Consider the following 14,417-nt stretch of genomic DNA (forward strand, 5'->3'; position numbering starts at 1 on the left):
CCGGAACATAGCCGGGGCGGGCCGAATTTCGCGGCGCTGTTGTTCGGGATTTGAGAATCGCGTGTGCCCGGGTTGAGACGGCCGCGCCACGATCGGCTCCGACGACGATGTCCCGAGGAGGCCGGACGCATGAAGCTCGCTCTTTACCTGCCCAACTTCCGCGACGAGGTGACGCTGAAGGAGCTCGAGGACCTCACCGCGCTCGCCGAAGACCGCGACTTCGACTCCGTCTGGACCCTTGACCGGATCTGCGTGCCCGAGTCCTCCGACCGCGGGGAGCTGCAGTACCCGTTCGGCATGATGTCCGACCTGCCGAACGCGCTGCCGGTCGTCGCGCGCGGCAAGTGGTTCCAGGGCATGACGCTGATCCCGTGGCTCGCCGCGAAGACTCAGAAGGTCCGGATCGGCATGAGCATCATCGACACGCCGTACCGGTCTCCCGGCGTGCTGGCGGCCGAGCTCGCCACCCAGGACCACCTGTCCGGCGGCCGGCTCAACGTCGGCGTCGGCTCCGGCTGGATGCCCGAGGAGTTCGCCGCGGCCAGCGTCCCGCAGCTGTTTCCGCGCCGGCACGGCCACGTCCGCGAGACGATCGAGATCATGCAGGGCATCTGGTCCAACGAGCTGTTCGAATACCACGGCGAGTTCGCGGACTTCCCGCCGTCCGGCTTCGGCCACAAACCGGTCCAGCAGCCGCCGCCGATCTACTTCTCCGGGCTCAAGGACCCGAAGCGCTCGGCCAAGCGCATCGCGAAGTACGGACTGCAGGGGTGGATCGGCATCCAGGACAGCCCGGAGGACATCAAGCGCTGGAAGGGCGAAATGGAGCGCGAACTGGGCGAGCTCGGCCGCGGCTTCCCGGACGGCTTCGACATGTGCAGCATGATCTGGTTCGTCATCACCGACGAGCCGATGGACCAGACTCCCGCGGGCAAGGCCACCAACCTGCTGGCAGGCAGCGCACAGCAGATCGAAGACATCCTCAAGCGGTACAAGGAAGCCGGAATGACCATGCCGCTGCTGTGGCCGCCGTTCCGGGACGTGCCGACCGCGAAGACCATCGACGACATCAAGCGGCTGACCGAGGAGATCATGCCGAAGGTGAACGCCGCCTAGCCGCCGCGTTCATGTGCCCGGGCGACACCGCCGTCGCCCGGGCAAGACCGCGTGCTTGGCCCGCGCTGTCCTGGTGCGGCACGATGAGGGGTGGCCGCCGCGCGGCGGCCGAGTGTCCGGCGAAGGGGCCCGCGATGACGGTCAGCGCGACGAAGCCGGGGCGGCTGGTGCTGGTCGTCGACGACGATCCGCGGGTGCGCACGGTCGTCGCGTGGCAGCTGGAGGCCGAGGGCTTCCGGGTCGCCGAAGCCGCGGACGGCCGCCGGGCTCTGGAGGCCATCGAACGGGAGCCCCTCGACCTCGTGGTCCTCGACCTCGCGTTGCCCGGGATCGGCGGTCTCGACGTGCTGCGCCGGCTGCGCGGGGGCGAACGGGATTCGGCGCTGCCGGTGATCGTCCTTTCCGGCCGCAGCGGCGAGACCGATCGGATCGTCGGCCTCGATCTCGGCGCGGACGACTACCTCGTGAAGCCCTTCTCGCCCGGCGAGCTGGTCGCACGAGTGCGTTCGGTGCTGCGCCGTTCCGCACCCGCCGAACCGGTCGCCGCGGCCGGGCTGCGGATCGACCACGCCGCCCGCGAAGTCTTCGTCGACGGACGCGAAACCGCCATGACTGCCAAGGAATTCGACCTGCTTGCCTTCCTGGCCGCACACCCGCGGCAGGTGTTCACTCGCGCCCAGCTGCTCGACCGGGTCTGGGCCAGCGCCGCCGAGTGGCAGAGCGAGGCGACCGTCACCGAGCATGTCCACCGCTTGCGCCAGAAGCTCGGCCCGCGTCCGGTCCGGACTGTCCGCGGCGTCGGTTACCGGTTCGAGCCATGACTCGTACGCACGAGACGACCTCTGACGCCGAAGCGTTGCTGCGGGCCCAATCAGGGGTCCTGGAACAGATCGCAGGCGGCGCGCGGTTGGCCGACGTGCTGGCCGAGGTCGCCGTCACGCTGGAACGGCTCATGCCCGGCTGCCACTGTTCCATCCTGTTGCTGGACCGGGACTCCGCGACCTTGCGCCACGGCGCGGCCCCGTCCCTGCCGGCGGCGTACTCCTCCCGCATCGACGGGCTGCCGATCGGCAGCGACGCCGGATCGTGCGGCGCCGCCGCGTATCTCGGCGTGCCGGTCGTCGCGGAGGACGTCACGACCGACCCGCGCTGGGTGCGCTACCGAGACCTCGCCAGCGCACACCGGCTCCGGTCCTGCTGGTCGACGCCGATCCGCGGCCGCGCCGGCGTGGTCGGCACCTTCGCCGTCTACCACGAACGCACCCACCAGCCGACCGCCCGCGAACACGGCTTGGTGCACCGTCTGACTCACTTGGCCTCGGTGGCCATCGACCACGACTCGCTGTTCGGCGCCCTCGCCGACAGCGAGGAGCGCTTCCGGCGCGCGTTCGACGACAACGTGATCGGCATGGCGATCACCGAGCCCGACGGCGCGGTGACCCGAACCAACGAGGCATTGCGGGAGTTGCTCGGCCGCACCGAAGACGAACTGGTCGGCATCCGCCTCGATCAGCTGCTCACCCCGACGGGACCGGACGCGTCCCTGTCGCATCCCGACGGCCGCACCCTGGACGTGGTCGTCTCCGTGTCGCCAGTGGCCGGCCCGGACGGCACGCCGGTGCGGCTGATCGCCAACGTCCTGGACGTCACCGAGCGCCGAGCGGCGGAACGGGAACGCCGTCGCCGCCACGAGGCGGAGGTCGCCCAGCGGGCAGCGGAGCACGCCAGCCGCGCCAAGACCGACTTCGTCGCGGCTCTGGGCCACGAGCTGCGCACCCCGTTGCAGGCCGTCACCGGGTTCACCGAGCTGCTTGGTTCGCTCGACCTGCCGCCGGACCGGCGCAAAGCGGCGCTGGAACACATCGCCACCGCGGCCGGCCACATCCTGGCGATGGTCGACGACGTCCTGGACGTCGCCCGGATCGAGGCCCGGTCCCTGCCGCTGCACCCGGCCGACGTCGACGTCACGGACGTGGTCACCAGCGTGCTGCAGCTGATGGAACCGTTGGCGGACGCGGAAAACGTCCAGCTGGCCAGCTCCGGCGAACCGGCCCGGTGCTGCTGCGACGAACGGCGGCTCAAGCAGATCCTGCTGAACCTGGTCTCGAACGCGGTCCGGTACAACCGGCCCGGCGGAACCGTCGAAGTCACCACTCGTACGGACGCTGGCCGGGTGGTAGTGGCCGTCGCGGACAGCGGCCGCGGCATCGCGCCCGAGCACCTGGAACGGCTGTTCACGCCCTTCGATCGGCTGGGTGTCGACAGCGATCAGGGCGTCGGGCTGGGGCTGCCGCTGGCGAAGGGCTTGGCGGAGGCGATGGGCGGAGAGCTGACAGTCCGCAGCAAGGCGGGGGAGGGAACGTCGGTCGAGGTCTCCTTGCCGCGGTGAAGTCGTATGCACGCAGGGGCCTGCCCGGCACGCTCCTGCCAACGTCCGGACGTGTTGCCGCGTAGTTAGCCGTTTTCGCGAAGGAGCCCAAGGTCACTGCGCTGGCACCGACAACGGGTGTTGGTTAGGCGGCTTCGTCGGATGGCGTGGTCTGTGTGGACTGTCGGTGCAACGGTGTTGTGGGCCGGTGGGCGAGGTCGATGTCGAGGGCGAGTTGCTGTGCTGACGGGCGTCTCGGCTGGCGTGCTCGGGTCGGTTCGGTGCCGTGCGTTGGTGTTGTGGCCGAATGCGCTGCGGCGGCGGGCGGGGTTGCGGGTGGTTGCTGCCTGCTTGCTGCCGGTGAGTGCGGGTGTCGGGCGAGGTGGTGGAGTTTGCGGAGGTGCCGTTGGACAAGTCCGGCGCGGCGGGCTTCCTCGAAGAGGGCTCGGGCTGCTCCGTTCCGCGTCCGTCGGCTGGGCTCGCGGTGATGGGTCATGGTTGTCCCGGGGCAAGGGCGGGCAGGGAAAGATCACATGTGTGTCTCGGTCCGGTCAGCAGGTAGGGCTGGCGGGTCGTGAAGAACGTGCTCGTCGGGCTTCCGGCGTCGCGCGCGCCTGGCGTGGTGAATCGCTGACGGGTGCGGTCCCGCGGACCCGGGAGGCGAAATCTCTCGCTGGAGAAACGCTGTGCTGGTGTCTCGCACAGCGTTTCCCCTGGTGGTGCCCCCGGCAGGACTCGAACCTGCGACCTAGAGATTAGAAGGCTCTTGCTCTATCCAGCTGAGCTACGAGGGCCCGGGCGGCTGACAGCTGCTGACCTCCAGCATGGGCAGCTTAGTCATCGCCAATCTCTCGATCGTTCGACACCGTCGAATCGTTTCAGCTTCCGTTCGTCGGATTTGCGGTTCTTCGGGGGCGGAATGCCACAGCGCGCGACGGTTCCGGCACGCACTGCGCGGGGAAGCGGTCTGGTGCGGTGAGCGGGCGGCGGTTTGTGCAGCCTGGACATCTGGATCTCCTGGTTGGTCCGACGGGGTCGGGGCGTTGCGGGCGGGCAGGGAGTGCGGCGATCTTGTGATGTTGGGCGTCTGGCCTGGGCGGGGACAGTTGGGCTGTTCGGCGGTTGTGGTCAGGCAGTGAGGTGTGAAGGCGGACCAGGTTGGGTGTCTGGTCAGGCAAGCGGTGGTGGCATGGATCGGCGGCTGATCGGTCCGGAGGCTGATGCGAGGCGGGTACCGGTGCGCGGCGGGCCTGGTTGACCTGCGCCTCAACCTGGCGGCGGGCGGGTGCCGGTGTGGGGCAGTGCCGGATGTCGCAGCCGAGCATCACCCGCGCGGGGTGCCGGTATGTGGGGGTGGACAAGGGAGACCTGCGGCGAACCTGACGTGGGCGGGCATCGGTGAGCAGCGGCGGACCCCGCAGCCGAGCCTGATCCGGGCGGGTGCCGGTGTGCTGCGGGACGGACCCGGTAGCCGGGCTTGACGCGGGGTGGCATCGGTACGCGAGCGGCGGACTGGGGCAGACCCGCGGCCGGACCGGACACCGGACGGGCATCCGTCTGAGCTGCGGCGGACCAGGGCGGAACCCAGGTTTCACCTCCCGGTTCCCAGTGTGGAGGGGGACCCGAGTTCCGGCTCCGCACTCCCAGCGCGGGGCCGGGGGCGGGACCTGGGTTTCATCTCCCGGTTCGCAGGTCGGGTTGGGTACGGAACTCCGGTTTCGCCTCTCGGCTCGCAGGTCGGGGCCGAGAGCTGAACCCAGATCTCGCCTTCCGGGCTCCCAGCCCGGGCAGGGAGCGGAATCCGGGCGTCGCCTCCCGTTCCCCGTGCGGATCGGGGGCGGGACCCGGGTTTCGACTCCCGACTTCAGCGCGGGTCGGGGCCGAGGGCGGGACTCGGGCCTGGCCTCCCGCCACCGGGTCGGGGCCGGTGGCGGGACCCGGGCCTCGCCTCCCGCCGCCGGGTCGGGGGCTGGGGCGGGAGGCGAGGGGTCCGAGGCCCGTGGGCGCGGATCTTCCGGGCTGCGCGCCCACGGGCCGGGGGGCCGCTCGGGGGTGCGGCCCCCGGGCCGGCGAACTGGGGCTGCGAGTCGACTCGTCCTGGAGCTGCCTCGTTCGCCTGGCCCGGTCTCGGGGGGCTATTCCCACACTTTCAGGGCGCGCACCGCGAACGGGGACTGCGGAACGTACGTGCCGCCGCCCGGATAGGTGATGAAATCGCCCTCCGTGGAACAGTCTGCTCCTTGGTAGATGGTGACGTCGCGGGTCATCCGGTTGACGAAGGAATGGCCTTGGAATCCCTCGGGCAGGGGAATGCAATCACCCGGATTTACCGTGCGCAGGTCATAACTCTGTGCGCTTCCGGAATAGGTTTCGGTGTCCCACAGGCAGAACTCGCCGGCACCGCAGGCGGGAGCGGGCGGATCCGCAGGAGCGGCTTGGGCCAGGCCGGACGTGGTCAGGAGACCGGCGGTGACCAGCAGCAGCACGCCGGGCAGGCGGGACGGGGCGGCGGGCCGGGAGCGGCGACCCGGGAAAGGCAGCAGGCGGCGGAACATCATGGGAACTCCCCCTCAATCGAAGCGGTGCCGGCGAAGGGGCCGGCGGTATCCCGGGAAACCGGGCGTGTTCTCCACCTTGGCGGGTTTCGTGCGATTTGTCTGCCCGCATTCCTACGTCTGTGGACAAGTAGTTTCCCTTCACCCGGAAGAGACCTAGTTGTCCACAGATCGCCGAACGGTCTTGCTAAATCGCCGCGGTGCTTTCGCGGACTGCCAGCGACACCGGGAGTTCGATCGGCGGGGGCACAGGCGACGCGGCGAGGAGGTCCATCACCAGTTCTCCGGCGACGCGGCCCTTGCCTGCCAGGTCCTGGCGCACGGTGGTCAGCGGTGGTTCAGACCACGCGGCCTGCGGGGTGTCGTCGAAGCCGACGATCGAGACGTCCGCGGGGACGCGCAGGCCCAGCCGGTGGGCGGCGGCGATCGCGGCGAAGGCGAGCTGGTCGGACATGCACAGCAGCGCCGTCGGACGCACCGGAGCGGTGAGCAGTTCGGTGGCCGCCGCGCGGGCGGTCGAGGCGGAGAGCCAGGGGGCTTCGGTGATGGTGATGTCGGTGATCCCGGCGGCGGCGAGCGTGTCGAGGTATCCGGCGAGGCGTTCCCGGGTGCCGTGGAAGGCGCTGGTGGCCGCGGTGCCGGAAAGGCGCGGGGCGGCCAGGATTCCGAAGCGCCGATGGCCCAATTCCACTAAATGGCGCGCGGCCAACGCCGCGCCGCCGCGGTCGTCGCAGCCGACTCGGGCCGTTTCCGGGAGCGGGGGCTGGTCGATGACCACCAGCGGCAAACCCCGTGCCCGCACGGCTTCCAGCGCGGGAGTTCCGTCGGCGAGGGAGTACGCCACGGCGATATCCGCTTGGGCGGCCAGGACTCGCGACGCCGGCGGGCCCTCCTCGGCTTCGCGGCCGGGCAACAGCAGCAGCGCATTCCCGGTCGGTTCTACGGTTTTCGCAAGCGCGTCCAGGGTGATCGACAGCGCGGGGTCGGAGAAGGCCGCCGACAGCGACGAATCCAGCAGGAAAGCGATCGCGCCGGTGCGGTTCGTGGCGAGGCTGCGGGCGGTCGGGTTCGGACCGGGGTAACCGAGTTCACCCGCCACGCGCAGAATCTGCTCCCGCAGCTGCGTCGACAGCTGGTCAGGCCGGTTGTAGGCGTTCGACACAGTGGCGCGCGACACCCCGACCGCCTCCGCGACGTCGTCCAGCGTCGGGCGGCGGCGACGGCTGCTGGTCATCGGCGGAGCATAGAGGAAAGCCTTGCGGTGCACCGGATTCCGTCCGGCAACCCGGCTCGACCAGCGCAAACGCCGCGAACGGGCGATGCGCGGAGAGACCCACCCCCGTGCCGCCGCGCGCGCGACCGGCCTAGTCTCGTACTGTGAGCTCGGAACCTGTGACGAAACCCGCCCCGAACCGCGGACGCAAGACCAGTGTGCTTCCGCTGCTTTCGGTCGGAGTAGTGCTCGCGGCGGTCGTCGCGGTCGGGCTCGTCGCGCTCACCGGCGGCGCGGGTTACGTCATCGCCGGATTGCCGGACCCGGGCCTCGTCACGCGCTACGGCGTCACGGTGGTCCGTGTGCTCGCCGAGGCGTCGTCGGTCGTGTGTGTCGGCGCTTTGCTGCTGGCCGCTTTCCTCGTGCCGCCACAGAAATCCGGCACGCTCGCCCCCGAGGGGTACGCCGCGGTCCGCACCGCCGGGATCGCCGCGTGGGCGTGGTTCGCCGCTTCGATCCTGTCCGTCGCGTTCACCGCCGCGGACAGCGCGGGCAAGCCGTTCGGCGACGTTCTTTCTCCGGACACCCTGCTCAGCCTCGTCAGCGCGATCGAGCAGCCCAAGGCGTGGCTCTGGACGGCGCTGATCGCGCTCCTGCTCGCCCTCGGCTGCCGCCTGGTGCTCAGCTGGGGCTGGACGGCGGTGCTGTTCTTCCTGTCCGTCGCCGGGCTCGTCCCGGTCGCGGTCACCGGGCACTCGGCCAGCGGCGGCTCGCACGACCTGGCCACCAACAGCCTGCTGTTCCACCTCGTCGCGGCCGCGCTGTGGGTCGGCGGTCTGCTGGCGGTGCTCGCGCTCGGCTGGCGCCGCGGCAAGAACCTCAGCCTCGCCGCGCAGCGGTTCTCCAAGCTCGCGCTGGTCTGCTGGGTCGTGATGGCGGTGTCCGGCATCGTCAACGCGCTGGTCCGGATCAACCTCGGCGACCTCTTCACCACCGACTACGGCCTGCTCGTCGTCGCCAAGATCGTCGCGCTGCTGCTGCTCGGCGTCTTCGGCCAGCAGCAGCGCAGCCGCGGCGTCGCGAACCTCGTCGACGGCAAGGGCGGCAGCCAGCTGCTGCGGCTCGCCGCCGTCGAGGTGCTGATCATGTTCGTCACCATCGGCATCGCGACCGGCCTCGCCCGCACGCCACCGCCGCCGGACGCGGTCACGCAGCCGGGCACCGTCGAACTCCTCATCGGCTACGACCTGCAAGGCCCGCCGACGTTCTGGCGGCTGCTCACCGACTGGCGGTTCGACCTCGTCTACGGCACCCTCGCGATCGTCCTGGCCGGCCTCTACCTGGCCGGCGTGCGGCGGCTGCGCAAGCGCGGCGACGCGTGGAAGACCGGCCGGACTGTGTCGTGGCTCGCCGGCTGCGCCGTGATCATGCTGGCCACGTCGTCGGGCATCGGCCGGTACGCGCCCGCGATGTTCAGCGTGCACATGGGCAACCACATGCTCCTGTCGATGGTCGCGCCGGTCCTGCTGGTGCTCGGCGGCCCGGTCACGCTCGCCCTGCGCGCGCTCCCGCCGGCCGGCCGCGAAGGCGCTCCCGGACCGCGCGAATGGCTGCTGGCCGCCGTGCACTCGCCGGTGTCGCGGTTCCTGACGAACCCGATCGTCGCGCTGCTGCTGTTCGTCGGGTCCTTCTACGGCCTGTACTTCTCCGGCCTCTTCGACAACGCGCTCAACTACCACTGGGCGCACCTGGCGATGAACGCGCACTTCCTGCTCGTCGGCTACGTCTTCTACTGGCCGGTGATCGGCGTCGACCCCGCGCCGCGGCGGCTGCCGCCGGTCGGCAAGCTCGGGATGATGTTCGGCGCGATGCCGTTCCACGCGTTCTTCGGCGTCATCCTGATGAACATGCAGACCGTGATCGGCCGCGAGTTCTACTCGTCGCTGAAGCTGCCGTGGGTCGGCGACCTGCTGACCGACCAGCGGCTCGGCGGCGGCATCGCGTGGGCCTCCGGCGAGGTCCCGGTGCTGCTCGTGCTGATCGCGCTGCTGGTGCAGTGGGCCCGCCAGGACGAGCGCGAGGCGAAGCGGCGCGACCGGCGCGAAGAGACCACCGGCGGCGAGGAACTGGCCGCCTACAACGCGATGCTGAAGAACCTCGCCGAGGGCAAACGGGCGGAATAGCGCGCCGGAAACAATGTCGCCGGAGTGACCTCGACTTGACCCTGGGTAGCGCGGTGGTGACCGCCGTCAAGCCGCCGGAGGAGCCACTCTACGATCGCTGTCATGGCCGAGTTCATCTACACCATGAAAAAGGTGCGCAAGACCGTCGGGGACAAGGTCATCCTCGACGACGTGAGCACCGCCTTCTACCCCGGAGCCAAGATCGGCGTCGTGGGCCCGAACGGCGCCGGCAAGTCGACCGTTCTCAAGATCATGGCGGGGATCGAGCAGGCCAGCAACGGCGAGGCGTTCCTGCAGCCGGGCGCGAGCGTCGGCATCCTCATGCAGGAGCCGGAGCTGGACGAGACCAAGACGGTCCGGCAGAACGTCGAGGAGGGGCTCGGCGACACCAAGAAGAAGCTCGACCGGTACAACGAGATCGCCGAGCAGATGGCGACCGACTACAGCGACGCGCTGATGGAGGAGATGGGCCAGCTCCAGGAGGAGCTGGACCACGCCGACGCCTGGGAGCTCGACTCGACCGTCGAACAGGCGATGGACGCGCTGCGCTGCCCGCCGCCGGACGAGCCGGTCACCCACCTGTCGGGCGGCGAGCGCCGCCGCGTCGCGCTGTGCAAGCTGCTGCTGTCCGCGCCCGACCTGCTGCTGCTCGACGAGCCCACCAACCATCTGGACGCCGAAAGCGTGCTGTGGCTGGAGCAGTTCCTCTCCAACTACAAGGGCGCCGTCCTGGCCGTGACCCACGACCGGTACTTCCTGGACAACGTCGCCGAGTGGATCATGGAGCTCGACCGCGGCCGCGTCGTCGGCTACGAGGGCAACTACTCCACCTACCTGGAGAAGAAGCGCGAGCGGCTCGAGGTCCAGGGCAAGAAGGACGCCAAGCTCGCCAAGCGGCTCAAGAGCGAGCTGGAATGGGTGCGGTCCAACGCCAAGGCGCGCCAGACCAAGTCCCGTTCGCGGCTCGACCGCTACGAGGAGATGGCCGCGGAGGCGGACAAGCACCGCAAGCTCGACTTCGAGGAGATCCAGATCCCGCCGGGCCCGCGCCTGGGCAGCGTCGTGGTCGAGGTCGAGAAGCTGCGCAAGGGCTTCGACGACCGGGTGCTCATCGACGGGCTCTCGTTCGACCTGCCGCGCAACGGCATCGTCGGCGTGATCGGCCCGAACGGCGTCGGCAAGACGACGCTGTTCAAGACCATCGTCGGGCTCGAGGAGCCGGACGGCGGCACGGTCAAGATCGGCGAGACGGTCAAACTGTCCTATGTGGACCAGAGCCGCGGCGGGATCGACCCGAAGAAGACCGTGTGGGAGGTCGTGTCCGACAAGCTCGACTACATCCACGTCGGGCAGACCGAAATGCCCTCGCGCGCTTACGTGAGCGCGTTCGGCTTCAAGGGCCCGGACCAGCAGAAGCCAGCCGGCGTGCTGTCCGGCGGCGAGCGCAACCGGCTCAACCTCGCGCTGACGCTCAAAGAGGGCGGGAACCTGATCCTGCTGGACGAGCCGACGAACGACCTGGACGTCGAAACGCTGGGCTCGCTGGAGAACGCGCTCGAGCAGTTCCCCGGCTGCGCCGTGGTGATCTCCCACGACCGGTGGTTCCTCGACCGGGTCGCGACGCACATCCTCGCCTGGGAGGGCACCGACGAGGACCCGGCGAAGTGGTTCTGGTTCGAGGGCAACTTCGAGGGCTACGAGAAGAACAAGGTCGAGCGCCTCGGCGCCGAAGCGGCGCGTCCGCACCGGGTCACCCACCGCAAGCTGAAGCGCGACTGACCGGCGCGGGGGGTCCCGAGTGGAAACCAGCAGGCACAACCGGCCCAGCCCGTCCGCGACCGCGGACGGGCGGCCCGCCGTTGCCCGTGGCGGGACCCTCGCCGACCTCGGTCGGCTGATCGACCGGGCGGAAGCTCTCCGGTTGCGGGCGCCCGAGCTGTCGCTGGTTCTCGGCGAGCGCTCGGCCGCGCTCGCGGAGGCGGCGGGCGCGGACGGGCACTGGATCCGGGCGGAAGCGCTCGTGGTGTCCGCTCGCGTGCGGACCGGGGCGCGGACGTCCACGGTCGGCCGCGCGGTCGCGGCTTTGCGCGCGGCTGAGCACGCCGGATACGCGACGACGGCGGCGCGGCTGCGCGTCGACCTCGCGATCTGCGCGCGCAGCCTCGGCGTTCCACTGATGGGGCTGGCCGCGCTGCGGCCGGTGCTGTCCGAGGACGTGCCGCCGTCGCTGCGCGCCGAAGCGCTGTGCCATCTCGTCGGGTGCCTCGCCCAGTTCGGCCGGAAGGCGGAGCTGGACCGGGTGCTCGTCGAGGCGGACCGGTTGCTGGTGGCCGACGATTCGCTCGACGCGGACGACCGGCTGCTCATGCGGGCGTTGCTGCGCAACGGAACCGCGGCGCACCGGCGCCGGCACGGGGACCTGACCGCGGCCGCGGACGCCGCGCGGACCGGGCTCGGATTCCTGGAGAAGATGGACCGTCCCCGCGACGACGGCGGTCTTGTCCGGATCCGGCTCGTGCTGCAGCTGGTCAGCACGCTGCTCGACCGCGGCGACGCGGACATGGCTTACGACATCGCCGAGCCCGTGCTGCGGGAACCGGTGCGTGCCGCCGGGGTCGCGCCCGCGGCGTGGCTGCGGCTGGCGGTCGCGACCCGGGTGCACCTGCCCTCCGGCGCGGGAGACGCCGCTGCCGAGCTGGTGCGGGAGGCCGTCGCGGCCACCGACCGGCACGGGCTCGCGGCGGTCACCGCGCGGTTGTGGCTGGAACTCGCGCAGATCGAGGAACGGTTCGGCAGCGCGGAAGAGGCCATCGGGTGCCTGCACCGGGCTCGGGCCGCGGAACACGTGCACTCGCGGGCCCGGCGCCAGGCGTGCGGGCTGATCGCGGGCGAGCTGGGCGGGGACTCGATCGCCTCGATGGACCTCGACGACGTCCTCGCCGCGTCCGCTCCCCGCGACGGCCGCCCGGTGTCGATGGAGGTCGAGCCGCGGGTCGCGGCCGAGGAGACCTCGGTGATGCCGGCGATCCGGGACGTCCCCGCGGAGCGGCCGGATCCGGTGGCGGCTCCGTTGCCGGTCGTTCCGGCGCAGGTCGAGGTGGCCGCTGAGCCGGTCTCGGCTTCGGCGTGGGTCGAGGCGGCGGAGAAGAAGCCGGCGTGGTCGTTCCGGCGGGCCGCGGCGGAGACGGAGGTCGAGCAGACCTCGGTGCTTCCGGCGATCCGGGAATCGGCCGAGGAGGCCCCGCGGACGGGCGGACGGCGGCGGGCGGAGGACCGCAAGTCGCCGGTGCTGCCGGGATGGGCGCGGCCGTTCGGGCGGAAGGACGCGGAAGCGCCTGCACCGCGGAAGCGGGCGGCTGCCGAGCCGGGCGGCCGGGAAGAGGCTTCGCGGGCCGAGTCGGGTCGTCCGGCGCAAGTCGCCGAGAACGCGGCTGAGGCGCGGGCTTCCCGGGCCGACGTGTCCGTTCCGCGGTCCGAGACGCCGCAGAAGAGCACGGCGGACTCGGCCGCTTCGCAGGTCGCGGAGACCGTGCCCGGTCGTGCACCGAAGAAGGCCGAGGACACCTCGGTTCGCTGGCCGGAGAAGCCGCCGGCGGCGCGTCGGTCCGCGGAGGACGCTCCTGCCCGCCGGGAAGAGAAGACGCAGTCCGACGAAACGAAGATTCCGTGGGCGCGGGAGGAAACCCCTCGTCGCGCGGCGGAAGAGACCGACGAGCCGCCGAAGTTCTCGCTGCGGATGCCGGATCTGTCGGACATCCTGCCGGAGCTGCCGCTCGCCCCGGCTCCCGCGGACGAGCCCGCCGCGCCGTTGTGGGAAAGCGCCGAGTGGGCGCAGGAGGAAGCGGCCCGCCGCGACGTGCGCGGGCGCAAGACCCGGCACGACGCCGAACACGGCTCGGTCGCCGCGAAGTCCGTGCTGGACCGGCTGGGCATCACCGCGACCGGCGGAGGCGGTGGACGGCGCCGGGCCGACGAGCCCGGACGCGCCGAATCCGCCGCGGCGGAACCGGAACCGGCGGCGAAGGACAAGCCGGACCTGGCTCCCGCGCCGCGGCCGGAGGAACCGGACCCGGTCGAGGAGCCCTGGCTGCCGCGGTTGCGGATGCCGCCCGCACTCGACCCGCTGTCCGACATCGACGCATGGACTCCGTCGGAGCAGCCGTTCCCGGAGGGCTACGCACGCGCCATCGCGGAGGACGAACCGCCGCCGGACGCCGGTCTCGCGGAATTGCTCGCCCGCGCCCTCGCCGAACACCAGGCGGGCACCGCGAGCGCGGCCGCGCTGGTGAAACGCCTCGGCCCGAACGACGAACCGAAGCCGATCAACGGCCGCGCGACCGCGGACCGCCACCGCAACAACGGCGACTGAAAGTTCCCGCGCCGCAAGGGAAGCGCTGGCACGGCCGGGCAGATTCCGCGGCAGGGCAAGGAATCGCGCATCGACGCGGACGCGGCTTTGGGTTTAGCGGTCCGTGAAGGGCTCCTTGCGGGAATCTGATTCCCGCAAGGAGCCCTTCACGGACTTCTGCGGGAGGCAGCCACGCGGCTCACGCACCTCCGCGCAAGTACTCCGTGCCGGAGCGGAAAAGCTCCGCCGCTCGTCGCGTTTTGCGCTGCGCCAAGCGGTTTTCCCAGTCACTGGCTGGACGCGCCGAGATTATGCGGCAACGAGCCACCCGGGCCCGCCGATCTGCGAGCACCCCGCGATTGCCCCATCCTGAAAGCGAGGCTGCTCCGCCCAGCCCACCCCGCTCCCTCCGCCGCAACGGAAGAATTAGCCCGTACGGGTGGGAATTCTCGCAGGGGAGGGACGCAACCTTTTCCGTTCTCGCCGCGGGCGATACGGACACTGAACCGATCCCGAAGCGGCCGCCGCGCCCGCGAAACCGGCGCTCCGGCCTCGTGCCAAGCCTTTTGCCGACCGCCGCCCGGTCCGAACTCGTCGGTAGCTGAACCGATCCCGCCCGAGCGCGCCGCCGGGG

The 14,417-nt window shown here is 71.0% G+C and carries 8 protein-coding genes and 1 tRNA gene; 6 read left to right on the forward strand and 3 right to left on the reverse strand.

The features are described 5' to 3' along the window. Positions 1-129: 129 nt before the first annotated feature. From ATK30_RS02325 to ATK30_RS02335, 3 genes are all read left to right on the forward strand, one after another. A complete protein-coding gene (locus ATK30_RS02325) occupies positions 130-1,116 on the forward strand; it encodes an LLM class flavin-dependent oxidoreductase (RefSeq protein WP_101434084.1) in 987 nt (328 codons plus the stop codon). Between the two features lie 134 nt (positions 1,117-1,250). After that, positions 1,251-1,937 carry a response regulator gene (locus ATK30_RS02330; RefSeq protein WP_101434085.1) on the forward strand — a complete coding sequence of 229 codons (687 nt, stop codon included), beginning with the start codon at positions 1,251-1,253 and terminating at the stop codon, positions 1,935-1,937. Next, positions 1,934-3,505 carry a sensor histidine kinase gene (locus ATK30_RS02335; RefSeq protein WP_101434086.1) on the forward strand — a complete coding sequence of 524 codons (1,572 nt, stop codon included), beginning with the start codon at positions 1,934-1,936 and terminating at the stop codon, positions 3,503-3,505. The genes ATK30_RS02330 and ATK30_RS02335 overlap by 4 nt, the downstream gene beginning before the upstream one ends. A 696-nt stretch (positions 3,506-4,201) precedes the next feature. Here the strand turns inward: ATK30_RS02335 and ATK30_RS02340 are convergent. From ATK30_RS02340 to ATK30_RS02350, 3 genes are all read right to left on the reverse strand, one after another. Beyond that, positions 4,202-4,278 (reverse strand) — tRNA-Arg (locus tag ATK30_RS02340). Positions 4,279-5,619: 1,341 nt separating this feature from the next. Next, positions 5,620-6,039 carry a peptidase inhibitor family I36 protein gene (locus tag ATK30_RS02345; protein ID WP_167441818.1) on the reverse strand — a complete coding sequence of 140 codons (420 nt, stop codon included), beginning with the start codon at positions 6,037-6,039 and terminating at the stop codon, positions 5,620-5,622. Between the two features lie 187 nt (positions 6,040-6,226). Then, positions 6,227-7,273 (reverse strand): LacI family DNA-binding transcriptional regulator, encoded by a 1,047-nt coding sequence (locus ATK30_RS02350; RefSeq protein WP_101434428.1) that lies wholly within the window; start codon positions 7,271-7,273, stop codon positions 6,227-6,229. A 143-nt stretch (positions 7,274-7,416) separates the two neighbouring features. On the opposite strand from ATK30_RS02350, the gene ATK30_RS02355 reads away from it, so the two are divergent. The 3 genes from ATK30_RS02355 (at position 7,417) to ATK30_RS02365 (ending at position 13,804) form a co-directional block, all read left to right on the forward strand. Continuing rightward, positions 7,417-9,435, forward strand: a complete 2,019-nt coding sequence (locus ATK30_RS02355) for a bifunctional copper resistance protein CopD/cytochrome c oxidase assembly protein (RefSeq protein WP_208637245.1) — start codon at positions 7,417-7,419, stop codon at positions 9,433-9,435. Between the two features lie 102 nt (positions 9,436-9,537). Continuing rightward, complete coding sequence (ettA, locus tag ATK30_RS02360; protein ID WP_101434088.1) at positions 9,538-11,214, forward strand: energy-dependent translational throttle protein EttA; 1,677 nt, start codon at positions 9,538-9,540, stop codon at positions 11,212-11,214. Between the two features lie 19 nt (positions 11,215-11,233). Further along, positions 11,234-13,804 (forward strand): hypothetical protein, encoded by a 2,571-nt coding sequence (locus ATK30_RS02365; protein ID WP_101434089.1) that lies wholly within the window; start codon positions 11,234-11,236, stop codon positions 13,802-13,804. Positions 13,805-14,417: the final 613 nt, after the last annotated feature.

The sequence above is a fragment of the Amycolatopsis echigonensis genome (assembly GCF_002846615.1).
Lineage (GTDB): Bacteria > Actinomycetota > Actinomycetes > Mycobacteriales > Pseudonocardiaceae > Amycolatopsis > Amycolatopsis echigonensis.

What these genes read in the sequence shown, in the direction of transcription:
- ATK30_RS02325 (WP_101434084.1), top strand. Translation starts at nt 130, where the DNA reads ATGAAGCTCGCTCTTTACCTGCCCAACTTCCGCGACGAGGTGACGCTG.
- ATK30_RS02330 (WP_101434085.1), top strand. Translation starts at nt 1,251, where the DNA reads ATGACGGTCAGCGCGACGAAGCCGGGGCGGCTGGTGCTGGTCGTCGAC.
- ATK30_RS02335 (WP_101434086.1), top strand. Translation starts at nt 1,934, where the DNA reads ATGACTCGTACGCACGAGACGACCTCTGACGCCGAAGCGTTGCTGCGG.
- ATK30_RS02345 (WP_167441818.1), bottom strand. Translation starts at nt 6,039, where the DNA reads ATGTTCCGCCGCCTGCTGCCTTTCCCGGGTCGCCGCTCCCGGCCCGCC.
- ATK30_RS02350 (WP_101434428.1), bottom strand. Translation starts at nt 7,273, where the DNA reads ATGACCAGCAGCCGTCGCCGCCGCCCGACGCTGGACGACGTCGCGGAG.
- ettA (WP_101434088.1), top strand. Translation starts at nt 9,538, where the DNA reads ATGGCCGAGTTCATCTACACCATGAAAAAGGTGCGCAAGACCGTCGGG.